Below are 25,171 nucleotides of genomic sequence, written 5' to 3'. Positions count from 1 at the left end.
ATCGGCGTTCGCGCCTGCGGCGCCGGAATATGCGCCATGAATATCACTCAACGCCTGCTCGCCACCTTGTCGCTGCTCCTGTTCGCCATGCTCGCCGTAGGGCTCGACGGCATCTGGCAATTGCGCTCGGCGCAGGAGCGGTTTTCCTATTTCAATGACAACACCCTGGCCAGCGTGCGCACGCTGAGCGACCTTCGGGACACCGTCAGCAGCATGCGGCTCGCTACCTATCTCTATCCCTTGTCGCCAACCGACGCGGGCCGCGCAGAGGCGCTCGCGGCGCTGGCGGCGGCCGACAAGAGCTTCGATGAGAAGCTCGCCTACTATCAGCGCAGCATCCTGTCCGGTGACGCCGATCGCAAACTGCTCGAGGCGGACCGTGCCGCGGCCAAACGCTACCGCGCCGAGCGCGAGCGCTTCCTGGAGCGGTTCGCTGCCGGCGATAGCGCGACTGCGCTAGGCATGCTGATGGGCGGCTCGCTGTACGACGCGGCGGTGGAGCTGCGCGCCGCCATCAACGAACACGTTGCCTACAACGCCGGCCTGGGCGAGGAGGTGGTCGCGCGCAATGGCGCTGCCTACGAGGCGGCGCTGAAGATGTTCTCGGTCATCATCGCCCTTGCCTTCGCGACCTGCGTGGCGATGGGTTATTCGCTCTATCGGCGCATCCATGGCAGCCTGGCCGAGATCGAAGAAACCCTGCGCTATGTCAGCGATTCGCTTGATCTCGACCGCCGGGCCCTGGTGCGGCACAAGGATGAGATCGGGCGTACCGCGGTGGCTTTCAACCATCTGATCGAGCGGGTCGCATCGGCGCTGCGCGCGGTGCGCATGTCGACCGACTCGGTCAGCACGGMCGCACAGCAGATTGCGGCCGGCAACGCGGATTTGTCCTCGCGCACCGAGCAACAGGCCGCTTMGCTGGAGCAGTCCGCAGCCAGCATGGAGCAGCTGACCGCGACCGTGCGACAGAACGCCGACAACGCGCGCCAGGCCAGCGGGCTGGCGGATAACGCCGCAGACGTCGCGGAGCATGGCGCCACGGCGGTGCAGCAGATGGTGGACACCATGGGTGCCATCAGCACCAGTTCCGCCCGCATTGCCGAGATCACGAACTTGATCGAAGGCATTGCCTTCCAGACCAATATCCTGGCGCTCAATGCCGCGGTGGAGGCGGCGCGTGCCGGCGAACAGGGGCGGGGCTTCGCGGTGGTGGCCGGCGAGGTGCGTAGCCTGGCCCAGCGTTCTTCGAGCGCCGCGAGGGAAATCAAGGATCTCATCGATACCTCGGTGGACACCGTGCGCAAGGGCTCGTCGCAGGCCGAGGACGCCGGCAGGACCATGACGGATCTGCGCCAGGCCGTGCGGCGCGTATCGGACATCATMAGCGAAATCGCCGCCGCTTCGCGGGAGCAGAGCACGGGTATCGAGCAGGTCAACCAGGCGGTCGGGCAGATGGACGAGGTGACGCAACAGAACGCGGCACTGGTGGAAGAGGCCGCAGCGGCCGCGCAATCGCTTGAAGAGCAGTCGCACAGGCTGCGCGATACGGTGGCGACTTTCCGGCTGTCGCCAGCGGCTGCCTAGCCGCGGCCGGCCCGTCCCGTGCATGGCCGCTGCGCGCGGCCAGATCCGCATCACAGTGCCAGCCTCGGCGCTTATAGGGGCACATTGCCTGGCGATTCCGCGCTTTGACGCGCGGATGATCGTGTTACATTGCATGTCGTAGTCTTCACAGGGCGTTCAGGGGCTATCCGACCTGGAGCGCGCGCCCATGTCGTCCGCATGGACCGCGCCGCGTTGCGCCCGAGGGCTGCTGCAAGACTTCCGTTCCCGTTCTCCCCGATCAGCGTGGTATCTCCCTGGCCCTCCCGGCGTCGCACGCCGCGGTGCGCGGGGATGCCTTGTGGTCCCCGGCATTTGCACCGTGCGGGGGCGGGCGGGCCGTCCAGTCAATGCCTTCCCGGCACCCCACGAGGAATCCACAACGCATGCATCACGCTACCCCGCTTATCAGCACGATCGTCGGCGGCCTTGTCCTGGCATTCATCCTGGGTGCGCTGGCCAACCGGCTCAGGCTGCCCCCGCTGATCGGCTACCTGTGCGCGGGCATCGTGGTAGGGCCGCATACGCCGGGCTACACCGCGGACCAGGCGCTGGCGCCGGAGTTGGCGGAACTGGGCGTGATCCTGCTGATGTTCGGCGTTGGCCTGCATTTCTCGCTCAAGGACCTGATGGCGGTGAAGAAGATCGCCATCCCGGGCGCGGTGGTGCAGATCGCCATTGCCACGGTGCTCGGCATGTGCGTGGCGTGGGGCTTCGGCTGGGAGTGGGGGCCGGGCCTGGTGTTCGGCCTCGCGCTGTCGGTGGCCAGCACGGTGGTGCTGCTCAAGGCCTTGCAGGAGCGCGACCTGGTCGAGTCGCCGCAGGGGCGCATCGCCGTTGGCTGGCTGATCGTGGAAGACCTCGCGATGGTGCTGACGCTGGTGCTGCTGCCGGCGGTCGCCGGCTTGCTCGCGCCGGCGGGGGAGGGCGCGGATGCGGCGGCCGCGCCGGGATCCGGCGAGATCCTGTTCACGGTGTTCTCCACGCTGGGCAAGGTCGCGGCCTTCGTCGCGGTGATGCTGGTGGTCGGCCGCCGCTTTATTCCGTGGATGCTGGAGCGCATCGTCTGGACCGGCAGCCGCGAATTGTTCCGGCTCGCGGTGCTGGCCACGGCGCTGGGCGTGGCGTTCGGCGCCTACTCACTGTTCGGCGTGTCGTTCGCGCTGGGCGCGTTCTTTGCCGGCATGGTGCTGGCCGAATCGGAGTTCAGCCATCGCGCGGCGGAGGAGTCCCTGCCGCTGCGCGATGCATTCGCGGTACTGTTCTTCGTGTCGGTGGGCATGCTGTTCAATCCCATGGTACTGATCACGGATCCGTGGGGCGTGCTGGCCACGCTGTTTATCATCGTGGTGGGCAAGTCGGTGGCAGCGCTGTGCATCGTGCGCGTGTTCGGGCATTCCACGCGCACCGGCATGACCATTGCGGTCAGCCTGGCCCAGATCGGCGAGTTCTCCTTCATTCTCGCCGGCCTCGGCGTCTACCTGAAGATCTTGCCGGAGCGCGGCCAGGCGCTGATCCTGGCCGGCGCGCTGCTGTCCATCGTGCTCAATCCGCTGCTGTTCCACCTGCTCGACCGCTACAACGCGAAACAGCAGAGCGAAGCCGATCCGCAGCCGGCCTGAGCACGTCTATGCTGCGCCGTCCTGTTCCGCGCGGGCCTGTTCCGCGGCCGCGTCGCGGCGCAGATACTCGGTGAAGGCAAGCAGGCCCTGCGTAGGGTACTTGTCCTGGTGGACCACGAGCTGCAGCGGCCTCACCACATCGGGCAGGCCTTCGCGCAGCGCTACCAGCGTGCCGCGCCGCAGTTCGTCTTCCACCACCTGCAGCGACAGGCAGCTCACGCCGTAGCCGCTCATCACGGCGCGCTTGATGGCTTCGGTATTGCCGAGTTCCAGCGCAAAGCGCAATTCGCCAAGCAGTGGCGCCAGCCGCTGCTCGATGACCTCGCGCGTGCCCGAGCCGGGTTCGCGGACTACCCAGTCGGCGTCGCGCAAGGCGGCCAGGTCGCCGGGCCTGCCGGCCAGCGGATGCGCAGGGCCTACCACCACCACCATGACATCGTCGCGCCAGTGCGCGCTGCGCAGGTCGCGTTCGTGGCAGGTGCCTTCGATCAGGCCGATATCCGCTTCGAAGTGCAGTAGCGCTTGCAGCACGTCGCGCGTATTGCCGATGCGCATGTCCAGCGTGCACGGGCCGCTCTGCGCGTGGCGAAAGCCAGCCAGCAGGGCGGGCAGGATATAGCTGCCGATGGTGTTGCTSGCGGCGATGCGCAGCTGCACGCCGGGCTGGACGGTGAAGCGCTCCAGCTCATGCGCCTGGTCGAGCAACGACAGTGCGCGCGGGAAGAACATCCGGCCGGTTTCATTGATGCTGAGCCGGCGCGCGACGCGATCGAAGAGCGCGCCGCCCAGCGCGGTTTCCAGGTCCGCCAGCGCGGCGCTCACGGCCGACTGGGACATGGCCAGTGCTTCCGCCGCCGCCACCGTGCTGCCGTGCTGCGCTACGGCGACAAAGACGGAAAGCTGGCGCAGGGTGAGGCGGAGCGGGCGCTGGTTCATATCTGAAATTCAGGTAAGGTAAAACGATATTACCTGTTTTACAGGTTTAGGGCGGCTCAGTACTCTGAGGTCATCTTCCAATACGTCCCGAAGCCGCMTTGCTGCAGGGATAAATAGCGAGCCTGCCATGTCTTCCGCACCCTCGACCGTAGCTGCCAATCTCGGCGCCGAGCCGCCTTCATGGGCTGCCAGGTTACTGACACTGCTCCCGCTAGGCTTCATTGCCTGGCTGGCGATGGTCTTCTCGGCGCATCCCGCGGTCTCGCACMTGGGCATGAGCGCGCTGACGCTGGCGATGTTTGCCGGCATGATCGCGGGCAATACCTTGCCGCAGCGCTGGCTGACGCCGCTGGCGCCCGGCATGCAGCTGGCCCGCCAGCAGTTGCTGCGCCTCGGCGTGGCGCTGTACGGGCTGCGGCTGACTTTCGGCGCCATCGTCGATCTGGGCGCGGCCGGCGTGCTGGTGCCGCTGGCCATGCTCGTGGCGACGCTGCTGGTCGGCGTCTGGATCGGCACTTCCCTGCTGGGCCTGAGCCGGCGCGAGGCGATCCTGGTGAGCGCGGGCAGTGCGGTATGCGGCGCTGCCGCGGCCATCGCGGTGGCTTCCGTGGTGCGCACCGATGACCGGCAGACCGCGGTGGCAGTCGCCACCGTCGTACTGTTCGGCACGGCCGGCATGCTGCTCTATCCCTATCTGTTCGAACTGGCCACGCAGCACTGGCACTGGGCCATCAGCGAGCGCACGTTCGGCATCTACACGGGGGCAACGCTGCACGAGGTGGCGCAGGTCATCGCATCGGGCAAGATGGTCAGCGACGCCACCGCGGACGCCGCGGTGGTGGCGAAGATGGTGCGGGTGCTGGCGCTCGGGCCGTTGCTGCTGGTGCTGGCATTGTGGCCGAAGGCGCATGCCGAAGGCGCAGACGAGGCCGCGCACGGTGCACGCCCCTGGCGCGCGATCCTGAAGGCCGTGCCGTGGTTCGCAGTCGGGTTTGTGGCGGTCATGGCCGTGCATTCCGCCGGCATGGTGCCGCAGGACTGGAAGCCCGCGCTGCTGGCCTTCGACAACTGGCTGCTTGCCTGCGCGATGCTGGCGATCGGACTGCACACGCGCATCGGAACCTTGCTGCGCGCAGGACGCAAGCCGCTGGCGCTKGCTGGCGCACTGTTCGTGTTCCTGGTGTTGGGCGGTGCGCTACTTTGCGGCGCKGTGGCCTGAGCGGATGGAATGCTGCTGGTGCGGCCGACGGGGGTCGAACCCGTAAGCCCGGAAGGGCGGCAGATTTTAAGTCTGCTGAGTCTACCAATTTCTCCACGGCCGCACGGCAAGCCCGGTATTGTGTTMGGTTGGGCGCGGTGATGCAAGCTCCGCGCTACGCAACCGCAAGCCGGGGCGGCCATGTGTATATGTGGCGCTTGTTACGCCTCGTAACAATGTAGAACCCCCGGTTTCACCTGGAATTCGGGTAGCCCCTACAATACGGCTTATCKAATAACGACTTGCAAGAGGCAAGGATCATGAAACGTTGGCTGCTCGCAGGACTTGCATTGCTGGGGGTGATGGCATCGGGTGCGGCAATGGCGCATGTCAGCGTCGGCGTGGCGGTCGGTGTTCCCGGCGTGGTGGTTGGCGGCCCGGCGTACTATCCGCCGCCCGCGTACATTGCAGCACCTCCGGTGATGGTAGCTCCCGCGCCGGTCTACTATGGTCCGCCGCCGGTCGTGGTGCGTCCGGCCCCGGTCTACTACGGCCCCGGCTATTACGGCCCGCGCTACTATGGTCGCGGCTATTACGGTCGCGGCTACTACGGTCGCGGCGACTATGGCCCGCCGGGACACTGGCGCCACGAGCATCGCCACTGGCGATAAGCATGAACGATCTGTCTTGCGCGGATCGTAAAAAAGGGCCCCGCGGGGCCCTTTGATTTTTCCGGCGCATCCCGGAAAAGCACTGCCGACGCGGCAAAACGCTGGTGGTTCCCGCGCTGGTAGTGGGGTCAAATTATTTGAATAGTTTCATCAAACGGTTGGCTGGATCTTTATTAGGGTTTTCACCTACACTGCCTGTGTTGCACTGCGATGAAATGATTCCGCAAAGTTGTTCTCGTCCAGTGCCGCTCCAGCACACTACTACCCAAAAGGATCCGACCATGAAGATCAAGAACAGCCTGGTGGCGATCGTAGCACTGACCGCGCTTTCCGCACTCTCCGCTTCCGCATTCGCCGCTGGCATCGCCAAGGCCGACCCCTACACCGACGGCGCCAAGATGGGCAAGGTTGACCCGTTCACCGATGGCGCCAAGATGGGCAAGGTTGACCCGTTCACCGATGGCGCCAAGATGGGCAAGGTTGACCCGTACACCGACGGCGCCAAGGTTGGCGATCGCCGCGACCAGTTCACCGACGGAGCCTGACAAGCTCTGGCAGCGTTGCGCACGGCAGCGCTGCAGTCAGCAAAAGGCCCGCCTCGCGCGGGCTTTTTGCTTTCCTGGGTTCATGGCGGCCACAGGCAGTGTGCCGTGGTCATGCCAATGTCCGGGGCGCTATACTTCCGGCTCATTGAACTGAATTACCGAACCGATTTCGAGGAGAGWGGTATGCAGCAAAAAACCGTGCTGACGGCAGACGATGTGAAAAAGGTGCTGGCCGCAGCAGAGGTCGARGCCAAGAATCACCACTGGGCGGTGTCGATCGCCATCGTGGATGATGGTGGCCACCTGCTGGCCCTGCTGCGCCTGGACGGCGCCGCGCCGATCTCGAGCTACCTCGCCACCGAGAAGGCGCGCACGGCGTCGCTGGGCCGCCGCGAGTCGAAGGTCTACGAAGACATGATCAACAACGGCCGTCACTCGTTCATGACCGCGCCGATGCTGCAAGGCATGCTCGAAGGTGGCGTGCMCATCATCGTCAATGAGCAGGTGGTGGGCGCCGTCGGCGTGTCGGGCGTGAAGTCGACCGAAGACGCGCAGATCGCGCGCACCGGCATCGCCGCCCTGGTGGGCGTCTGAGGCTTGCCCCCAAGGCTGTAGAAGCACCTGCCGGCGGGGAGCCCCGCTCACTGCCGGCGGCACTGGCGCCAACCGCGCCGGATCGCTGTCTTGCCTGCCGTGCCGCGGCCGTTGCCGGCCGTGCGMACTGCCTGCGGGTTCCCGCGGGCGTTTCTCCCGACGCAGTCCCTTCCTTCCCTTCCTTGTGGCATGCGCTGCCGCGGCGACCGCGCGGCAGGGGGACTTACTTCGTCAGGATCAGCTTGCCGTAGCGCGTGATGCGCAGCGTGTAGACCTCGCCGTTGTGCAGGATCGGCAGCAGGTTATTGCCGCGCATCAGCGTTTCCAGCGGCACCGCATCGCTCGCCGGCGCGGCGGGCAGGCTGTCGCGCACAAGGGCTTCGAGGCGCGCGGGCAGGGCGGCCACGGMGGACTTCATCGATTCGATTGCCGCGCTGGCCGTGGTCTCGCGCCGCGCTTGCGCGGGCTTGCCAGGGGCGACCTCGATCCGGCGCAGGGACAGGCGGCGACKGGTGACTGCGGGTTGCGACAGCGGCAGGGTCAGAGTKCTCATCGGTAGGCTCCGGTCCGGTGGTCTGTGGTGGCGAAGCGGGCTGCGCGCCATCACGACCGGGTTCAAGTTGGTCTAATCTTAAATGAGAACCGTTATCATTACAATAGCGTTTTTCAATGGCCCGATGCAAAAACCTGGCGCTGTCTGCGGCGTGCGACAAGGCCCTGCAAGAGAGCAGGGGAGAGGGCGACGAAAGGCATCACGCCAAATAAAAAAGGGCACTCCGTGGAGTGCCCTTTTCGCTGCTTGCTTCAACCGGCTCAGTGCTTGGGCTCGGTGATGAAGCCAATCTTGCCCAGCCCGCCGTGCTGCGCGGCAGCCATGACTTCRGCCACGCGYTCGTAGCGGACSTCGCGGTCSGCGCGCAGGTGCAGTTCAGGCTGCGRCTGCTGCTGGGCCGCCTCCGAGATGTTGGCGTCGAGCGCTGCCTCGTCCACCTCGACCTGGTTCCAGAACACCTTGCCGGCCGCATCGATCGACAGGTTGATGCTCTGCGGCTTGGGATCGTTGGGCGTGTTGGTTGCGCGCGGCAGGTCGATCTTGACCGCGTGGTTGATMACGGGAATGGTGATGATGAAGATGATCAGCAACACCAGCATGACGTCGACCAGCGGCGTCATGTTGATCTCGCTCATCACCTCGTCATCGTCTCCGTCGAGGGTACCGAATGCCATGATGACTTCCTTCTTGCCTTGCTGCGGCCTTACTGGTTCTTGACGGCGAGGCGCATGCCGGCATCGTCGGTGGCGCCACGGGAATTGCTCGGGCGCACGCGGGCGCCGGTCACGAAGTATGCGTGCAGGTCGTGGGCAAAGCGATTCAGCTTGGAGATCACGCCCTTGTTGCCGCKGCTCAGCGCGTTATAGCCCAGCACTGCCGGGATCGCCACGGCCAGGCCGAACGCGGTCATGATCAGCGATTCGCCCACCGGGCCGGCCACCTTGTCGATGGTCGGCACGCCGGAGGCGCCGATATTGATCAGTGCATGGTAGATGCCCCAGACGGTGCCGAACAGGCCGACGAACGGCGCGGTCGAGCCGACCGATGCCAGCACTGCCAGGCCGGACTGCATGCGCGCGACGGCGTCGTCGATGGCGCTCTTGAGCGAGCGGGTCAGCCAGTCGGAAATGTCCATCACGTCATGCAGCTGGGGCTGGCTGGCGCGGTGGTGCTGGGTGGCTTCCTTGCCGGTCACGGCGAGCGTGCGGAACGGGTTGGCATCGTTGCCGCCGAGCGTCTCGAGGGCATGGTCGAAATCGTCGGAATGCCAGAAGCGCTTCTCCGCGCCGTGGGCCATCTTCTTCAGGCGGACAAGATCCCATGCCTTGGTGAGGATGACGATCCACGAAGCCAGCGACATGATGAGCAGAATGATGGCGGTGGCGCGCATGACGAAATCGCCTTGCGTCCAGAGATGCGAAAGTCCTAGGTCCTGCATGATGGTTCCTGGTGAGGTCGGTATTGAAATCAGTTGAGTTCGAAKCCGATCGGCTGCTGGGCGGTGACCGCCACGGCGCGACCGTTATCCATGTATGGCTTGCAGCGCATGCGCTGGACCGCATCCACGGCGGCCTGGTCCAGGCGTGAGGACCCGCTCGAGCTGACGATCGCGGTCTTTACCACCTTGCYGCTCTCATCCGTGGTCAGGCGGACAACGGCCTTGCCGGTTTCGCCCATGCGACGCGATTGCGACGGATAAGCCGGTTGCGGCGGCGTGCACTGGATTTCACCGATGCCGACGGCGCGCGGCGCGGACGACACGGGAGCGGCCGGCTCAGGCGCAGGTGCCGGCGGCGCAGGCGGCGCGGGCGGTGCCGGCGGCGCTTCCACGGCGTTTGGCGTGGGCGGCAGCGACGGTACCGGCAGCGGCGTGGGCCTGGGCTGCGGCGGCGTGGGCTTGGGCGTAGTGACCTTGACCTGCTTGGGCGGGGTTTCCGGCTTTGGCTTGGGCGTCTCGACCGCAGGCTTCTGCGGTGGTTCGAGCGGGATGATGCGGGCKACGATTTCGGGGGAGATCACGGCTTCCGTGATCTTGCGCCCCAGCCCGCTCTGGATCAGGTAAAGCAGGCCGACGTGGAACAACAGGACGGCTAGCGTGATCTTGAGAAAACGTTGATCGAACATGTGAAAACAGCAGATGTCGGCGGTCTGGCGCGGCGCCGGCTTTATTAGCGATAGGGCCTATTTGCGATAGAACAGGATCAGCGAGATGCCACAACCGACCAGCAAGCTAAGCAGCAATTCCATGATAAACGCTCCTTCAACAGGGTATGCCGGTGGGAGCGCCGCTCTAGGGGCAGCGTGTCAGGCCATCAGTATAAACGATAATGATTCTTATTTGTTGGCATTCTGCGCAATGCGGCCTTTCGTGGAGGCGAGATCATTTCGTGCTCGCCCTCCGCGGTCTTGCGGCGGCCGGCTTCTTTCGTTCGCGCAGCCGTCTTTATACGCCGATTTTGCTTTTGCTTTCCACTCCCGCAACCGATGGCCAGGCAAAATTCGCGGCCCTTACGGCACAGGGTTGCCGGCAATGCCCGATCTGCCACAAAGCGCGCTAGCATAGGAAAAAAGAAGAGCAATTCGTCGCGCCCCGACGGCGCTCCCCGTGCGAGAGGATCAGGCCATGGACTTCACCCGTTTCGCCGATGATGACCGCTCGACGCTCCTGCGTGCCGCTGCCGGCTCGCCGTGCACTTCCGCGCTCGACTGGATGTGCGCCCAGTTCGCCCTGCGCGTGGTGTGCGCGCTGGGGCCGCGTTTCAACCTGCGCAGCAATATCAACGACATCCTGACMGTCAGCGCACAGGACATGGTGTGGCCCTACGGCGTGGTGTTGCGCGTGCAGCGCTTCCTGGCCGCGCGCTGCGCCGACATGCCCGCCTGGAAGGGCGCCGCGCGCCTGACGCCGGAGGAATTCCTGGAGCGGCACGGCCAATGGAACAGCGCCTTCGACGAGAGCGCGCTGTTCTACTACCTCGACGAATACGTCAAGCACCACGCCAAGGACATGTTMGCCGTGTTCGACGTCTCCGCGGCCGCGCTGGCTACGCGCCTGGACGGCGAGCGTGTGCTGCTGGTGCGCAATATCGACATGCTCAGCCACGTGCTGGACTTGCCGGAGCATGAGCGCAAGCTGCTCTTGTACGCCGCGCTGGCCAAGTACAAGCGCGACCTGCGCGCCGTGATGGTGGACTGCAAGGTGGCGCATAGCCAGGAGGCCTTCCAGATCCTGGCCGGGCTGACCGGCGCCAGCCCGGCAGCGGTGGCCGCCTCGCTGCGGCCCGGCTCGCGCCTGGAGACGCTCAACCTGATCGAGCAGCCGCTGCCCGAGAACAGCGTGACCGACCTCGGCGACCTGATGCGCCTGTCCGACCGCCTGCTGCACGTGCTGCTGGGCAACTACGCCAACGAGGCGGAGATGATGGCTGTGTTCACGCGGCCTGCCGCGGCGCCCACGCTGGGCACCGGCGACTATCCGCACGTCGAGACCGATGCGCGCTATCTCTCGGCGCTGCTGTCCAACGCCACCAGCCAGCACGCCTGCGGGGTCAACGTGCTGATCTACGGCCCGCCCGGCACCGGCAAGACCGAGTTCGCCAGGCTATTGGCGCGCGAAGCAGGCTGCGAGCTGTACGAAGTGGATTGCCTCKACCGCGACGGCAACAGCCTCTCGGGCAAGGACCGCTATCGCTCGCTGCAGGTGTCGCAGGCCTTCCTGCGCGGCCGCCCGCGCACGGCGCTGCTGTTCGACGAGGTGGAGGACGTGTTTCCCGGCAGCGCGCGCGAGCTKACCAGCCTGTTCGGGCAGGAAGATCCACGCGGCTCGGTGAACGGCAAGGCGTGGGTCAACCAGACGCTGGAGCAGAATCCGGTGCCGGTGATCTGGATATCCAACTCGATACGGCAGATCGACCCGGCCTACCTGCGCCGCTTCCAGTTCCACCTGGAGCTGAAGATCCCGCCGCCACTGGTGCGCGAGAACATCATCCGCAAGCACCTCGGCGCGCTCGACGTGAGCGATGCCTTTATCGCCTCTCTGGCCGCGCGCAAGACGCTGACCCCGGCACAGGTGCAATCGGCTGCGCGCTTCGTGCAGCTTGCCCGGCCGGGCGTGGCCGAGCCGGTGGAGGCGCTCATCCTGCGCCAGCTCGACCATGCCGACCGTGCCATGGGCCTGCGCCCGGAGGCGGAGGTGCGTCCGGTGGTCACGCACTATCGCCTCGACTATCTCAACCTCGAGACGCGCTACGAGGTGGGGAAGATCGTGCAGGCGCTCAAGGCGCGCCAGCGCGGCACGTTGTGCTTCTACGGGCCGCCCGGCACCGGCAAGACGGCGCTGGCGGAGCATATCGCTACGGCGCTGGAGCAGCCGCTGATGATCCGCCGCGCCTCTGACCTGATGAGCAAATACGTGGGCGAGACCGAGCAGCAGATCGCCGCCATGTTCGCGCGTGCCGAGGAAGACGGCGCGGTGCTGCTGCTCGACGAAGCCKACAGCTTCATGCAGAGCCGCCAKAACGCCGTGCGCAACTACGAKGTCTCCGAAGTCAATGAGATGCTGCAGGGCATGGAGCGCTTCAACGGCATCTTCGTCTGCACCACCAACCTGTTCGAGCGCATCGACGAAGCCGCGCTGCGGCGTTTCTCGTTCAAGATCCGCTTCCTGCCACTCAAGCCGGATCAGCGCGCGGCGATGTTCGTGGAGGAAGCGCTGGACGGCKATGCCGAACGGCTTGACAGCACCATGCGCGAGGAACTGGCCCGCATGGATTGCCTGACGCCGGGCGACTTCGCCACCGTCAAGCGGCAATGCGGCTTGCTGGGCGAGTCGCTGACGCCAGACGAATTCCTGGCGCAACTGCGCCAGGAACATGCGGTCAAGCCCGACGTGCGGCAGCGGCGGCCGCTGGGCTTTCTCCAGTAGCGGGGCGGGCAGGAGGACGGCGAGTCGGCTCAGCCGAGCGCGGGCGCGGGCTCGATCGCCACCATCTCGGTGCGTGCCTCCACATGCAGCAGCGCGGCGGCCATGTCGCGCAGATGCGCCGCGTCCCTGGTCGTGACGTAACGGTCGCGGGGCGCCGCCCCGGGCCCGGCGGCCAGGCCGTGCTCGGCCAGCTTGCGCTGMAGCTGCCGCGCAATGGCGCTGCCGGTATCGACCAGCGCCAGCCGTTCGCCGACCATGCCGCGCACGGTGTCGGAAAGGAAGGGGTAGTGCGTGCAGCCGAGCACCAGCGTGTCGGCGCCGGCGTCCAGCATCGGCGCCAGATACGCGTCGAGCTTTTCGCGCACGGCCGGTCCGGAGATATCGCCTTGCTCGATCAACGACACCAGTCCGGCACCGGCCTGGCAGACGAAGCGGCTCTCGCCTTCGAGCGAGGCCAGCAGCCGCGCGAACTTCGCGCTCTTCAGGGTGTTGCCGGTGGCCAGCACGCCAACCACCTTGCTGCGGCTCGCGGCGGCTGCCGGCTTGAGGCCGGGCTCGACGCCGATGATGGGCAGCGCCAGCCGTTCGCGCAGCGTGTGCACCGCATGCATGGTCGCTGTGTTGCAGGCGATCACGAGCGCCTTGCAGCCCTGCGCCACCAGCCACTCGCAGGCCTGCAGCGTGCGCTCCTCGACAAAGCGCTCGGGCTTCTCGCCATAGGGGTTGTACCTTGAGTCGGCCAGGTATAGCAGCGACTCGTGCGGCAGCAGGGCGCGGACCTCGCGCAAGACCGACAGGCCGCCAAGCCCGGAATCGAAGATGCCGATGGGTGCGTTGTTCACGAGTGCGTGGGGCATAGTGGAAAACAGGGGAGGCCGGCAAGCAAAAAGCCGGGTCGAGCGACCCGGCTTTGCGTCGACAGCGAGGCTGTCATCGAGCAGCCGACTTACAGCGCGGCGACCGGGATCTTGGCAATCTTGGCCTGCCATTCGGCGGGGCCGGTCTTGTGCACCGAGGTGCCTTCGCTGTCCACGGCCACCGTCACGGGCATGTCCTTGACGTCGAACTCGTAGATCGCTTCCATGCCGAGGTCCTCGAAGCCGACAACCTTCGCATGGCGGATTGCCTTGGCCACCAGGTAAGCCGCGCCGCCGACCGCCATCAGGTAGGCCGACTTGTGCTTCTTGATCGCCTCGATCGCCACCGGGCCGCGCTCGGCCTTGCCGATCATCGAGATCAGGCCGGTCTCGGCCAGCATCATCTCGGTGAACTTGTCCATGCGCGTGGCGGTGGTCGGGCCGGCCGGCCCCACGGCTTCATCGCGCACCGGATCCACCGGGMCGACGTAGTAGATCACGCGGTTGGTGAAATCKACCGGCAGCTTCTCGCCCTTGGCCAGCATGTCGGCGATGCGCTTGTGCGCGGCGTCGCGGCCGGTCAGCATCTTGCCGTTGAGCAGCAGGGTCTGGCCCGGCTTCCACGAAGCGACTTCCTCGGGCGTGAGAGTGTTCAGGTCGACGCGCTTGGAGGTCTCGGTGTTCGGTGCCCACTCCACCTTCGGCCAGGCCGACAGGTCAGGCGCCTCGAGCTTGGCCGGGCCGCTGCCGTCCAGCGTGAAGTGCACGTGGCGGGTGGCCGCGCAGTTCGGGATCATCGCCACCGGCTTGGAAGCCGCGTGGGTCGGGTAGCCCATGATCTTGACGTCCAGCACGGTCGCCAGGCCGCCCAGGCCCTGCGCGCCGATGCCCAGCGCGTTGACCTTCTCGTACAGTTCGACGCGCATTTCCTCGATCCAGTCCTGCGGGCCGCGGGCGATGATGTCCTGGATGTCGATCGGATCCATCAGCGATTCCTTGGCCATKACCATGGCCTTCTCGGCGGTGCCGCCGATGCCGATGCCCAGCATGCCGGGCGGGCACCAGCCGGCGCCCATGGTCGGCACGGTCTTGAGCACCCAGTCGACGATCGAGTCGGACGGGTTGAGCATGACGAACTTCGACTTGTTCTCCGAGCCGCCGCCCTTGGCCGCGAMCTGGATGTCCACCGTGTTGCCCGGCACCACTTCATAGTGGATCACGGCCGGTGTGTTGTCCTTGGTGTTCTTGCGGCMACCTTCGGGCGGGCTGACGATGGAGGCGCGCAGCACGTTGTCCGGATGGGTGTAGCCGCGGCGCACGCCCTCGTTGATCATGTCCGACAGCCCMATGGTGGCGCCATCCCAGCGCACGTCCATGCCCACCTTGACGAAGATCGTGACGATGCCGGTGTCCTGGCAGATCGGRCGCTTGCCYTCSGCGCACATGCGGCTGTTGGTCAGGATCTGCGCGATCGCATCCTTGGCGGCCGGACTTTGTTCCAGCTCGTAGGCTCGGCCCAGGCTGGTGATGTAGTCCATCGGATGGTAGTAGCTGATGTACTGCAGGGAGTCGGCGACGCTCTGGATGAGGTCTTCTTGCTTGATGACAGTCATTTTTATGGGGGGACAGTCGAGGGGAAATTCAACCCGGGATGATACACCGCGGCGGKGGCGGGCGCCGGCCTGCATGCGCGTGTCGACATTGCGGAAAGTGACTCGGGGGGCGTGGCGTGCGGCGTACCCGACACCCGTGCCGCGGGCAAAAAAAACCGCAGCCGGGGCTGCGGTTTCATGGCCGGCAGTGCGCGGCACGCCAGGCTCAGTGTGCCTTCTCGTGCCCGCCCGCGGGCGGGGCATGCGACACCAGCTTGTCCACGAAAGCCATTGCCACTGCCGACAGCAGGAAAKAGAGGTGGATGATCACCTGCCACATGATGGTGTTCGGGGCACGCTGGTCGGCGTCGATGAAGGTCTTGAGCAGGTGGATCGAGGAGATGCTGATCAGCGCCATCGACAGCTTGACCTTGAGCACGCCGGCGTTGACATGGTCGAGCCATTCCGGCTCGTCCGGGTGGTTGTCCAGCCCCAGGCGGGAGACGAACGTCTCGTAGCCTCCGACGATCACCATGATCAGCAGGTTGGAGATCATSACTACGTCGATCAGGCCCAGCACGACCAGCATGAACTTGGTCTCGTCATACTCGGTCGCGTGCGCCACCAGGTGCCAGACCTCGACGCCGAAGTGATAGACGTAGACCGCCTGCGCGACGATCAGGCCGAGATAGAGCGGCAGTTGCAGCCAGCGCGAAGAGAAGATCAGGCTGGCAAGCGGGTTGAGCCGCCTGGGCTGGTTCGACATGGGATTCGATGCCATGGGTATTGAAAGCTGGTCGTAAGGGAGAGGCCGCGATTGTACATTGCGCAGATTTCGCAAATCCCGCAAATACCGCGAATCGCGCAAATCCMGTACATCCAGCACATCCGGCATTTCGACCCGCTCAGCCTGCCCGATCCCGGCCAGTGCCGCCCGCTGCGTTCCTGTCGTCCCGCCACGCCCGGCTGGCGAGCGGCCCCGGCCAGCTTGCCAGCGCGATGCCGGCCAGCACGCAGGCCAGCGCCACGCCATGCGCCCAGCCCGGCTGCTCGCCCAGGAAGACGATCCCGTAGGTGGCCGCCGCAACCGGCAGCACTGCGGTGAACACACCGGCCAGTTGCGCCGGCACATGGCGCACGCCCTTCATCCACAGCCAGAACGAGAAGATGCTGGCCGACAGCGCGTACCACAGCAGCATCAGCCAGATGCCGGCGGGGACGGAGGTCATGTCGAACGTCAGCAGCGGCACGAGGCCCAGCGGCAACATCAACAGCCCGCCGATCAGGTGCGTGTACGCGCAGATCTCGATGGCGGCAAGCGTTTGCGCCAGGCGCCGCGACAGGATCACGTAGATCGACTCGCAGATCACCGCGCCCATGATCATCAGGTTGCCGAGCAGCGCATGCCCGCCGCTGTTCACGCCGCCGCCACCGCCATGTTCCGGTCCGCGCGCCACGTTCAGCACCACGATGCCGGCCACCGCCAGCAAGACCGAGAAGACCGTGCGGCGCGACAGGCGTTCACGCAAGATCAGCCAGGACAACAGGGCGACCGTGGCCGGGATGGTGCTGGTGATCACGCCCGCGGCCATGGCGCTGGTCAGGCGCACGCCGCCCAGCATCAGCAGCGTGAACAGGAAGGTGCCGAAGAACGCCTGCAGGAACAGGTTGGTCCACTCGCCGCGCGACACGGCTCGCATGCGCGCGGGCCGGTACCAGGGCGCCAGGCATGCGATGGCGATGGCAAAGCGCAGCAGCGCGAACAGCAKGATCGGCACATAGGCCACGATGGCCTTGCCCAGTCCGACATTGCTGCCGACGAGGGCCATCGCGGCGATCAGGAGGAGGGAGTGGATAGGCAAGGCGGCGTGGCGTGCGCGTGCTGCGTGCGGCGCACGGAAACCCGGCGAATGCCGCAGCGCCATGTTGGGAATAGGGCTCGCGGCATTATAGCTGTGCTAGCCTAATGGAGAAGGCTGCACATCGCCACGCGGACGGCTTCGTGGAGGGCGTGCCTGGCTGGCGGCGCCCGTGTGCATGCTGCGTTGCAGCAGGGCAGGGCCGATTTCGGGCGGGTTTGCCGCTGCCAGGCACCACGTCAGGATTCAGTAAGCCGTCGGGCGTAAGTTTGCAGCCAAGCAGCMACGCCAAATCAGGAGACAAATAAATGTCCGCCATCGAATCGGTGATGCAGGAGCATCGCGTTTTCAATCCCCCGGAGTCATTMGCAAAGCAGGCCGCAATCCCCAGCATGGAGGCCTACCAGGCACTATGCGACGAGGCCGGGCGCGACTACGAAGGCTTCTGGGCACGCCATGCGCGCGAGCAGCTGCACTGGAGCAAGCCTTTCACCAAGGTGCTCGACGAAAGCAATGCACCGTTCTACAAGTGGTTCGAGGACGGTGAGATCAATGCCTCCTACAACTGCCTGGACCGCAACCTGGACAACGGCAACGCCGACAAGGTGGCGATCGTCTTCGAGGCCGACGACGGTGGCGTCACCAGGGTCACCTACCGGCAGCTGCACGCCAAGGTCTGCCAGTTCGCCAACGGCCTCAAGGGGCTCGGCATCAAGAAGGGCGACCGCGTCGTCATCTACATGCCGATGTCGGTCGAAGGCGTGGTGGCCATGCAGGCCTGCGCGCGCATCGGCGCTACGCACTCGGTGGTGTTCGGCGGCTTTTCCGCCAAGTCGCTCCAGGAGCGCCTGGTCGACGTGGGCGCGGTCGCGCTGATCACCGCCGACGAGCAGATGCGCGGCGGCAAKGCGCTGCCGCTCAAGGCCATTGCCGACGAAGCGCTGGCGCTCGGTGGCTGCGAGGCAGTGAAGAACGTGGTGGTGTATCGCCGCACCGGCGGCAAGGTCGCCTGGACCGAAGGCCGCGACCGCTCGATGGAAGACGTCGCCAAGGGCCAGCCGGAAACCTGCGAGGCGGAGCCGGTCAGCGCCGAGCACCCGCTSTTCGTGCTCTACACCTCCGGCTCCACCGGCAAGCCCAAGGGCGTGCAGCACAGCACCGGCGGCTACCTGCTGTGGGCGCTGATGACGATGAAGTGGAGCTTCGACGTCAAGCCCGACGATCTCTTCTGGTGCACCGCCGACATCGGCTGGGTCACCGGCCACACGTATATCGCCTATGGCCCGCTGGCCGCCGGCGCTACCCAGGTAGTGTTCGAAGGCGTGCCCACGTATCCCGACGCCGGCCGCTTCTGGGACATGATCGCGCGCCACAAGGTCAGCATCTTCTACACCGCGCCGACCGCGATCCGCTCGCTGATCAAGGCCGCCGACGCCGACGAGAAGATCCATCCCAAGCAATACGATCTGTCCAGCCTGCGCCTGCTGGGCACGGTGGGCGAGCCCATCAATCCCGAAGCCTGGATGTGGTACTACCGCAATATCGGCGGCGAGCGCTGCCCGGTCGTGGATACCTTCTGGCAGACCGAGACCGGCGGCCACATGATCACGCCGCTGCCGGGTGCGACGCCGCTGGTGCCGGGTTCCTGCACCTTGCCGCTGCCGGGCATCATGGCTGCCGTCGTCGATGAAACCGGGCAGGACGTGCCCAACGGCAGCGGCGGCATCCTGGTGGTCAAGCGCCCGTGGCCGTCGATGATCCGCACCATCTGGGGCGATCCGGAACGCTTCAAGAAAAGCTACTTCCCCGAAGAACTCGGCGGCAAGCTCTACCTGGCCGGCGACGGCGCGATCCGCGACAAGGAGACCGGCTATTTCACCATCATGGGCCGCATCGACGACGTGCTCAACGTCTCGGGCCATCGCATGGGCACCATGGAAATCGAGTCGGCGCTGGTGGCCAACCCGATCGTGGCCGAAGCCGCCGTKGTGGGCCGCCCGGACGACATGACCGGCGAGGCCATCTGCGCGTTCGTGGTGCTCAAGCGCTCGCGCCCCAACGAGGAAGAGGCCAAGCAGATCGCTGCCGAGCTGCGCAACTGGGTGGGCAAGGAAATCGGCCCGATCGCCAAGCCCAAGGACATCCGCTTCGGCGACAACCTGCCCAAGACCCGCTCCGGCAAGATCATGCGGCGCCTGCTGCGCTCGCTGGCCAAGAACGAGGAAATCACGCAGGATACCTCCACGCTGGAAAATCCCGCGATCCTGGACCAGCTCAAGCAGGGCCAGTAGCAATAGCAATAGCAATAGCGGAATTACGCGCCGGCCCGCCGGCACGCCCCGTGCGTGCCGGCGGGTCTTTTCTGCTTCGGCAGCGCAGGTCCAACCACGCTCCCCATGCCCGACGAACAGTCGCGTTTTCGCCGTCGGCTGCTGCTGTACTACGCCTTGTTCACCATCGGCCTGTTTGCCTTCATCGGCATGATGGGCCTGCTGGAGCGCTCCAGTGGCGATGCGCTCTGGCTCGGCTACGTCTTTCTCTTCGTCACGATCGCCATCTATGCATGCATCGGGCTKATCTGCCGCACCTCGGACCTCAATGAATACTATGTAGCCGGCCGCCGGGTACCCGCCATGTTCAACGGCATGGCGATCGCCGCCGACTGGATGAGCGCCGCGTCGTTCATCGGCCTGGCCGGCATCCTGTTCGCGTCGGGCTACGACGGGCTGGCCTATGTGATGGGCTGGACCGGCGGCTATTGCCTGGTGGCCTTCCTGCTCGCGCCGTATCTGCGCAAGTACGGCGGCTACACCATCCCGGATTTCCTCGCGGCGCGCTATGGCAACGGCAAGCCAGGCGGCAACATGCMGGTGCGCGCCATCGCCGTGCTGGCCGCGTCGCTCTGCTCCTTCGTCTACCTGGTGGCGCAGATCCAGGGGGTAGGGCTGATCGTCACGCGCTTTATCGGCGTGGAGTTCGCCGTCGGCGTGTTCTTCGGCCTGGCCGGCATCCTGGTCTGCTCCTTCCTCGGCGGCATGCGCGCGGTGACGTGGACCCAGGTGGCGCAGTACATCATGCTGATCGTGGCCTTCCTGGTCACGGTATCGATGATCGCGTGGAAACATCATCACGATGCGCTGCCGCAGCTCAGCTACGGCACGCTGTTGTCGCAGCTCGATGCGCGCGAGCGCAGCCTCGAACGCGATCCTGCCGAGCGGGCCGTGCGTGAGTTCTACCGCCAGCAGGCGATCCGGCTGCAGGAACGCATTGCCAGGCTGCCGCGGTCATTCGCCGAGGAGCGCGATGCGCTGTCCGCGCGCATGCAGGATCTGCGCTTGCGCAATGCGCCGCTGCGCGAGATCAAGGCCGTCGAGCGCGAGCGGGTGGAGTTTCCGCGCGACGCGGCGGCGGCCCAGCGGCAATGGAGCCAGCAGCGCGAAGAAGCGCTCGCGCGCAGCCAGCCTTCCACGCCTTCCACCGAGCCCTATCCCTCCGCCTCGGRAGCGGAGCGCAAGACCAAGCGCCTGAACTTCGTGCTGCTGGTGTTCTGCCTGATGCTCGGCACCGCCAGCCTGCCACACATMCTCACGCGGCTCTACACCACGCCGTCGGTCAAGGAAACGCGCAACTCGGTAGCCTGGGCCGTGTTCTGCATCGCATTGCTCTACGTCTCGGCGCCCACGCTGGCCGCACTTGTGAAGTACGAATTCTTCCAGCACCTGGTCGGCACGCCCTACGCCGAACTGCCCCAGTGGGTAGTGCAGTGGCGCAAGGTCGATCCGCCCGTGTTCGGCATCAGTGACGTCAACGGCGACGGCATCGTGCAATGGGCCGAGATCCTGATCCAGCCCGACATGATCGTGCTTGCGGCCCCCGAGATCGCCGGCTTGCCCTACGTGATCTCCGGGCTGGTCGCGGCCGGCGCGCTGGCGGCCGCGCTGTCCACCGCCGACGGCCTGCTGCTCACCATTGCCAACGCGCTGTCGCACGACGTCTTCTATCACATGGTCGACCGCGGCGCGAGCCACCAGCGGCGCGTCACCACCGCCAAGATCGTCCTGCTCGGCGTAGCGCTGTTTGCCTCMTACGTCACGTCGCTGCGTCCGGGCAATATCCTCTTCCTGGTCGGCGCGGCGTTTTCGCTGGCTGCCTCCAGCTTCTTCCCGGTCCTGGTGCTGGCCATCTTCTGGCGCCGTACCACCGCCGCCGGCGCCGTCGCCGGCATGGTCGCGGGGCTGAGCGTGGCGGTCTACTACATCTTCGTCAACTATCCGTTCTTCACGCGCATGACCGGCATCTTCGGCAACCGCTGGTTCGGGGTCGACCCGATCGCCTCGGGTGCCTTCGGCGTTCCCGCAGGGTTCGCGGTGGCGATMATCGTCAGCCTGCTGACGCCACGCAACGCGCCAGTGATCGACCGGCTCGTGACCTACTTGCGACGCGGCTAGCGGTCGCATCACGAAACACTGGATTTGCTGGACAAGTCTGCTATAATCGCCGACTTCCCGGAGAGATGGATGAGTGGTTGAAGTCGCACGCCTGGAAAGCGTGTATAGGTTAATAGCCTATCAGGGGTTCGAATCCCCTTCTCTCCGCCAGAATCTGGCAKACATGCTCGTCAATCGACATGTGGCATGTCCGTAAAAAAGGCCCGCAAGCAATTGCGGGCCTTTTTCTTTGGCTGGCTTTTCTTGCTTCGCCGCCCTTTGTATCAAGCCGGACAGCTCGGTGACTTGGCCGGCACTTCACCGTGCGCGTGCGGTAGGCAGCAAGAGCGGGCAACAAAAGCGGGCAACAAAAACAGGCAATAAAAAAGCACCTCCGCAAAGGTGCTTTGGTTTCTCACCGCAGGTGAGAGGGGGGATCCGAACCGGGTCGGCAAACGCACTAGGATCCGGTTCGGACTTTGCAGGCCMAATCGGCTTGCACGATCTCACTGCCTTGCTGGCCAGTTTGATCATTCTGCGACTTACCTTCGCTTGCTATGCGTGTCTCGGTCGGCAKGACTTCAGTATAGGTCGGCAGCGGCAGGGGTCAACCAGAGTTTCGGCGCACCTGGCCGCGCGGGGCTCGCATGCTACGATCCCGGGAAAGACCGGAAGAGACAAACGTGAGCCATGACATTGCCGCGCGCTTCGACGCGGAATACGCCCCGCGCATCGCACAGGCGATCGCCAGGTTGTTCGGACAGCGCATCCATGTGGAACTTGTGCAGGATGAGAGTCCCGCGCGGATTCGGATCTACGGCGAGCCGTTCGACKAGGCGCGGCGCTTCAGGCATCCCTTGAATGTCTACCTGTCCTGGGACGGCCTCGAGGTGGAGGCCCTGTTCGCGGCCGGCGGCGAGGTGAAGTTCGCGCACTATCTCGCGGCGCTGCCGGGCAAGATGCGCGCGTGGCAGGTGCCGCGGCAGATCGATTTCKGCACGCGTTCGCAGGCCGACCCGATGGTGCTGCTGGGCGGCCTCGATTTCGAGCACTGAACGCGGTCCCGCCCGCGCCGCCGCCCCGTGGCGCGGGCTCGTGCTACAGTGCCCGGATGCGTTCTCCGGAGGAGCATCATGTCCAAGGATTCCACGCCGCATCTGCAGGCGATCGTCCAGACCGCGCCGCAGGCCGGCCGTTACGTATGGGTGATCACGCTGGTTGATTTCGACGCGCGGCTGGTCAAGCGCAATATCGTTTCCGACGATACCTTCACAACCTCGGACGCCGCGCGCGTGGCTGGCGACGCCCAGCTCAAGGCGATGGCGGCGGACAAATAGCGGCCGCCCGCGCTACGGGCAAGCGCGCCCCGGGTGGTGGCCCGGGTTGCTCCGGCCGTGCGCGTACGGCGTGGGAGCAACGATGAACCTTTGCGATGCGTGCGCGCAGATCCGGCCGGGCTCTACCGGCGGCACCGGACATCCGCGGCTGCTGTTGACCGATACACAGCGCATCAAGCCGCGCGGCGAGCCCGCCATCACCTTTGCCACCTATACGTGCGCGGACTGCGGCTGCCGCTGGCGCCACGAGAGCGACAAGAACGGAAAGGGACCCGGCTGGTCCATGGAGCCCGCCTGACGCAATCTCCGGGCGGGGCGCGACATCKCTGCCTCGCCACCTTGCCGCCTTCCCGCCTTCCTGCCTTCCTGCCTCAGGGCGTCATCGCAGCGTAGACCGTGTTCCTGAACCACGCACGGTAGTACTCGCGCTGGCCTGGCGCCTGCATCATCCAGATGGCGACGGTCTTCTCTTGCGGATCGACCCAGAAGTAGGTGCCGCCGACCCCGCCCCAGTAGAAATCCCCGACCGATCCCGCCGTGGCCGGCCCGCCGGTGCTCAGGCGCGTGCCGAAGCCCAGGCCGAAGCCGTAGCCCGGTCCCGGCAGGTAAGCGGGTCCGCGCGCCTGCGATGCGAGGCGGATCGGGCCGAGATGGTCGGCGGTCATGTTGGCCACGGTCTTCGGCGACAGCAGCCGCACGCCATCGAGTTCCCCGCCGTTGAGCAGCATCTGCGCAAAGCGGAAATAGTCCGCCGCGGTCGATACCAGGCCGCCGCCGCCGGATTCGAGCCTGGGCGCGCGGCGGATATCGATCAGGCTGACCGCCACCTTGCTGTCGGGATCGGTGGCGAAGGGCTCGGCGATGCGGCCTTGCTGCGCCGCCGGCACCCAGAAGCCGGTGTCCTTCATCTGCAATGGCGCGAAGATGCGCTGCTGCAGGTGTGCGGCCAGTGTCTGGCMGGACACGCGTTCCAGCAGGGCGCCGAGCACGTCGGTGGAGCGACTGTATTCCCACGTCGTGCCGGGCTGGAACTGCAGCGGAACCTTGGCCAGGTGCGCAATGAACTCACCGTTGCTTTGCTCGGTGGCGTCCACGCCCGCGCGCTTGTATTCGTCCTTGACCAGGGACTTGCCGAACACGCCGTAGGTCAGGCCCGAGGTATGGCGCAGCAGGTCCTGCACGGTCATCTCGCGCTGCGCGGGCACCAGCCCGAGCTCCGGCTTGCCGGCCGCATCGGTCTTCTCCACGCCGACCTGCAGTCCTTTGAGTTCGGGCAGATACTTCGAGACCGGGTCGGCCAGTTGCACGCGGCCGTCCTCGACCATCATCATCACCGCAACCGAGACGATCGGCTTGCTCATCGAGTAGATTCGGAAGATGGCGTCCTCGCGCATCGGCACCCTGGCGGCGGCATCCTGCCAGCCGATGGCCTGGGTGCTGACGAGGTTGCCATTGCGCGCGAGCAGGTACACCGCGCCGGGAATGCGGCCCTGGGCCACGTCCGCGCGTACGCGCGCGCTCATGTTGTCGAGTTGCGGGGCAGAGAAGCGGGTGGTCAGCGGCGTGGCGTTCTGCGTGTTCTGCATGGAAGCCGGCGTGGCGCAAGCGGCCAGCACCGCCGCCGCCAGCACGGGCAAAGTGCTTCTGATCATTTGTCTCATCCTTTGTCTTGTTGTTGTATTTGGCTACGCTTTGCCGAAGGGCTCGATTCCGGCAAAGGCATCGTGATCATCGCACGCGTGGCGACGCGCGTGTATCAAGGCTCACCCGGATCGGCCGGCGTGCCATGCTACGATMCGGACAACGTATTGGAGGTGAAGATGGCAAAGCACGTGTTCTCACGTAGCCAGTACCTGGCGATCCTCAACGAAAGCCTGAAGAATGATCCGCGCTGGCAGCCCGGCATGGCCTTCGTCTTCCTGCCGCCTGGCGCCGACGCGGCCAGTGCGAGCGGGGTGGGATGCACCGGGCCCGCGTCCGCGCTGCCGGTGTTTGCGGAGATCKAGCGCGTGGCCGCCGACCTGATCGAAGTGCGGGGCGAGGAATAGCCGGTGCGCTAGGCCCCGGGACATTGCCGGCCGTGGCCGGCGCCGACCTGCGTACAATACCGCCCCAGACTGACTCTAGCGGAACATGCCGTGAAAAAGACCGACCTCGAAAAGAACAAAGCGCTGAAGCTCGCCAATAGCCTGAAGCTGTCCTCGGCCGCGCACGGCGTGCGCGAAGCCGGCCAGGCCAAGATCGATCGCCGCGAGCAGCGCCGGCTGGACCAGGAGCAGGGCCTGGTGCCGTTCGCCTGCAAGCTCGACGGCGAGATCGTCAAGCGCCTGCAGGCGCTGGCGCCCGCCCACCCGGGTGGCATGAGCGGGCTGCTGAAGGAAGCGCTCGAACGCGGATTGCCCGCGTCTGCCTGAGATTCATCGCCGATGTTGGTCGCCGGTGCAGCCATTG

Annotated in this window: 24 protein-coding genes and 2 tRNA genes; 15 read left to right on the top strand and 11 right to left on the bottom strand. The window is 65.9% G+C overall.

From position 1 onward, the window contains the following. Positions 1–36 precede the first annotated feature (36 nt). On the top strand, positions 37–1,587 hold the full coding sequence (locus AC1DKV_RS18985) for a methyl-accepting chemotaxis protein (protein ID WP_477137792.1): 1,551 nt from the start codon (positions 37–39) through the stop codon (positions 1,585–1,587). A 404-nt stretch (positions 1,588–1,991) separates the two neighbouring features. Next, positions 1,992–3,227: a cation:proton antiporter domain-containing protein gene (locus AC1DKV_RS18980; protein ID WP_441619439.1), complete on the top strand. Its 1,236-nt coding sequence runs from the start codon at positions 1,992–1,994 to the stop codon at positions 3,225–3,227. A gap of 6 nt (positions 3,228–3,233) precedes the next feature. Here the strand turns inward: AC1DKV_RS18980 and AC1DKV_RS18975 are convergent, their stop codons facing one another. Then, entirely contained in the window at positions 3,234–4,163 is a 930-nt protein-coding gene (locus AC1DKV_RS18975; protein WP_441619441.1) for a LysR family transcriptional regulator, read from the bottom strand. A gap of 127 nt (positions 4,164–4,290) precedes the next feature. On the opposite strand from AC1DKV_RS18975, the gene AC1DKV_RS18970 reads away from it, so the two are divergent. Next, positions 4,291–5,382, top strand: coding sequence for a YeiH family protein (locus AC1DKV_RS18970; protein ID WP_477137791.1), 1,092 nt, complete (start codon positions 4,291–4,293; stop codon positions 5,380–5,382). Between the two features lie 16 nt (positions 5,383–5,398). Here the strand turns inward: AC1DKV_RS18970 and AC1DKV_RS18965 are convergent. Next, positions 5,399–5,485, bottom strand: a tRNA-Leu gene (locus AC1DKV_RS18965). A gap of 196 nt (positions 5,486–5,681) precedes the next feature. On the opposite strand from AC1DKV_RS18965, the gene AC1DKV_RS18960 reads away from it, so the two are divergent. From AC1DKV_RS18960 to AC1DKV_RS18950, 3 genes are all read left to right on the top strand, one after another. Next, complete coding sequence (locus AC1DKV_RS18960; protein ID WP_441619444.1) at positions 5,682–6,032, top strand: hypothetical protein; 351 nt, start codon at positions 5,682–5,684, stop codon at positions 6,030–6,032. Positions 6,033–6,313: 281 nt separating this feature from the next. Further along, positions 6,314–6,577, top strand: coding sequence for a hypothetical protein (locus AC1DKV_RS18955; RefSeq protein WP_441619445.1), 264 nt, complete (start codon positions 6,314–6,316; stop codon positions 6,575–6,577). A gap of 183 nt (positions 6,578–6,760) precedes the next feature. Further along, on the top strand, positions 6,761–7,171 hold the full coding sequence (locus tag AC1DKV_RS18950; RefSeq protein WP_477137790.1) for a heme-binding protein: 411 nt from the start codon (positions 6,761–6,763) through the stop codon (positions 7,169–7,171). 223 nt (positions 7,172–7,394) lie between these two features. Here the strand turns inward: AC1DKV_RS18950 and AC1DKV_RS18945 are convergent, their stop codons facing one another. The 4 genes from AC1DKV_RS18945 to AC1DKV_RS18930 all read right to left on the bottom strand — a co-directional run bounded on the left by AC1DKV_RS18945 (position 7,395) and on the right by AC1DKV_RS18930 (position 9,848). Then, on the bottom strand, positions 7,395–7,724 hold the full coding sequence (locus tag AC1DKV_RS18945; protein WP_477137789.1) for a hemin uptake protein HemP: 330 nt from the start codon (positions 7,722–7,724) through the stop codon (positions 7,395–7,397). 260 nt (positions 7,725–7,984) lie between these two features. Further along, positions 7,985–8,398 carry an ExbD/TolR family protein gene (locus AC1DKV_RS18940; RefSeq protein WP_477137788.1) on the bottom strand — a complete coding sequence of 138 codons (414 nt, stop codon included), beginning with the start codon at positions 8,396–8,398 and terminating at the stop codon, positions 7,985–7,987. 29 nt (positions 8,399–8,427) lie between these two features. Further along, complete coding sequence (locus tag AC1DKV_RS18935; RefSeq protein ID WP_477137787.1) at positions 8,428–9,162, bottom strand: MotA/TolQ/ExbB proton channel family protein; 735 nt, start codon at positions 9,160–9,162, stop codon at positions 8,428–8,430. A gap of 29 nt (positions 9,163–9,191) precedes the next feature. Further along, positions 9,192–9,848: an energy transducer TonB gene (locus AC1DKV_RS18930; protein ID WP_477137786.1), complete on the bottom strand. Its 657-nt coding sequence runs from the start codon at positions 9,846–9,848 to the stop codon at positions 9,192–9,194. 499 nt (positions 9,849–10,347) lie between these two features. Between AC1DKV_RS18930 and AC1DKV_RS18925 the strand changes: the two genes are divergently transcribed. Further along, positions 10,348–12,648, top strand: coding sequence for an AAA family ATPase (locus tag AC1DKV_RS18925; protein ID WP_477137785.1), 2,301 nt, complete (start codon positions 10,348–10,350; stop codon positions 12,646–12,648). Positions 12,649–12,677: 29 nt separating this feature from the next. Here the strand turns inward: AC1DKV_RS18925 and murI are convergent, their stop codons facing one another. The 4 genes from murI to AC1DKV_RS18905 form a co-directional block, all read right to left on the bottom strand. Beyond that, positions 12,678–13,490 (bottom strand): glutamate racemase, encoded by an 813-nt coding sequence (gene murI, locus AC1DKV_RS18920; RefSeq protein WP_441619456.1) that lies wholly within the window; start codon positions 13,488–13,490, stop codon positions 12,678–12,680. 104 nt (positions 13,491–13,594) lie between these two features. Continuing rightward, positions 13,595–15,118 (bottom strand): fumarate hydratase, encoded by a 1,524-nt coding sequence (locus tag AC1DKV_RS18915; RefSeq protein WP_477137784.1) that lies wholly within the window; start codon positions 15,116–15,118, stop codon positions 13,595–13,597. Positions 15,119–15,323: 205 nt separating this feature from the next. Next, entirely contained in the window at positions 15,324–15,878 is a 555-nt protein-coding gene (locus AC1DKV_RS18910) for a TIGR00645 family protein (RefSeq protein WP_477137783.1), read from the bottom strand. 124 nt (positions 15,879–16,002) lie between these two features. Continuing rightward, complete coding sequence (locus AC1DKV_RS18905) at positions 16,003–16,959, bottom strand: DMT family transporter (protein ID WP_477137782.1); 957 nt, start codon at positions 16,957–16,959, stop codon at positions 16,003–16,005. A gap of 305 nt (positions 16,960–17,264) precedes the next feature. On the opposite strand from AC1DKV_RS18905, the gene acs reads away from it, so the two are divergent. The 6 genes from acs to AC1DKV_RS18875 all read left to right on the top strand — a co-directional run bounded on the left by acs (position 17,265) and on the right by AC1DKV_RS18875 (position 23,018). Then, complete coding sequence (gene acs / locus AC1DKV_RS18900; protein ID WP_477137781.1) at positions 17,265–19,247, top strand: acetate--CoA ligase; 1,983 nt, start codon at positions 17,265–17,267, stop codon at positions 19,245–19,247. A gap of 105 nt (positions 19,248–19,352) precedes the next feature. Beyond that, positions 19,353–21,404, top strand: coding sequence for a VC_2705 family sodium/solute symporter (locus AC1DKV_RS18895; protein WP_477137780.1), 2,052 nt, complete (start codon positions 19,353–19,355; stop codon positions 21,402–21,404). 59 nt (positions 21,405–21,463) lie between these two features. Further along, positions 21,464–21,554 (top strand) — tRNA-Ser (locus AC1DKV_RS18890). Positions 21,555–22,066: 512 nt separating this feature from the next. Continuing rightward, entirely contained in the window at positions 22,067–22,438 is a 372-nt protein-coding gene (locus tag AC1DKV_RS18885; RefSeq protein WP_477137779.1) for a DUF5594 family protein, read from the top strand. A gap of 78 nt (positions 22,439–22,516) precedes the next feature. Next, a complete protein-coding gene (locus AC1DKV_RS18880) occupies positions 22,517–22,720 on the top strand; it encodes a hypothetical protein (protein ID WP_441624038.1) in 204 nt (67 codons plus the stop codon). A gap of 82 nt (positions 22,721–22,802) precedes the next feature. Further along, positions 22,803–23,018 (top strand): hypothetical protein, encoded by a 216-nt coding sequence (locus AC1DKV_RS18875; RefSeq protein WP_441624036.1) that lies wholly within the window; start codon positions 22,803–22,805, stop codon positions 23,016–23,018. Between the two features lie 73 nt (positions 23,019–23,091). Here the strand turns inward: AC1DKV_RS18875 and AC1DKV_RS18870 are convergent, their stop codons facing one another. Continuing rightward, entirely contained in the window at positions 23,092–24,372 is a 1,281-nt protein-coding gene (locus tag AC1DKV_RS18870) for a serine hydrolase domain-containing protein (RefSeq protein WP_477137778.1), read from the bottom strand. Positions 24,373–24,540: 168 nt separating this feature from the next. Between AC1DKV_RS18870 and AC1DKV_RS18865 the strand changes: the two genes are divergently transcribed. Further along, positions 24,541–24,768: a hypothetical protein gene (locus tag AC1DKV_RS18865; protein ID WP_477137777.1), complete on the top strand. Its 228-nt coding sequence runs from the start codon at positions 24,541–24,543 to the stop codon at positions 24,766–24,768. A 90-nt stretch (positions 24,769–24,858) separates the two neighbouring features. Then, positions 24,859–25,134, top strand: coding sequence for a hypothetical protein (locus AC1DKV_RS18860; RefSeq protein ID WP_441624032.1), 276 nt, complete (start codon positions 24,859–24,861; stop codon positions 25,132–25,134). The last annotated feature ends 37 nt before the right edge of the window (positions 25,135–25,171 follow it).

It is taken from the genome of Cupriavidus sp. 05T41 (assembly GCF_056396525.1).
The sequence above is the reverse complement of the archived record's forward strand: the minus strand, read 5'-3'. Positions and strand labels throughout refer to the sequence as shown.

Bases quoted from the DNA above. Each gene is read 5' to 3' on its own strand.
- AC1DKV_RS18875 (WP_441624036.1), top strand. From the start codon at position 22,803: ATGAACCTTTGCGATGCGTGCGCGCAGATCCGGCCGGGCTCTACCGGC.
- AC1DKV_RS18960 (WP_441619444.1), top strand. From the start codon at position 5,682: ATGAAACGTTGGCTGCTCGCAGGACTTGCATTGCTGGGGGTGATGGCA.
- AC1DKV_RS18955 (WP_441619445.1), top strand. From the start codon at position 6,314: ATGAAGATCAAGAACAGCCTGGTGGCGATCGTAGCACTGACCGCGCTT.
- AC1DKV_RS18980 (WP_441619439.1), top strand. From the start codon at position 1,992: ATGCATCACGCTACCCCGCTTATCAGCACGATCGTCGGCGGCCTTGTC.
- AC1DKV_RS18880 (WP_441624038.1), top strand. From the start codon at position 22,517: ATGTCCAAGGATTCCACGCCGCATCTGCAGGCGATCGTCCAGACCGCG.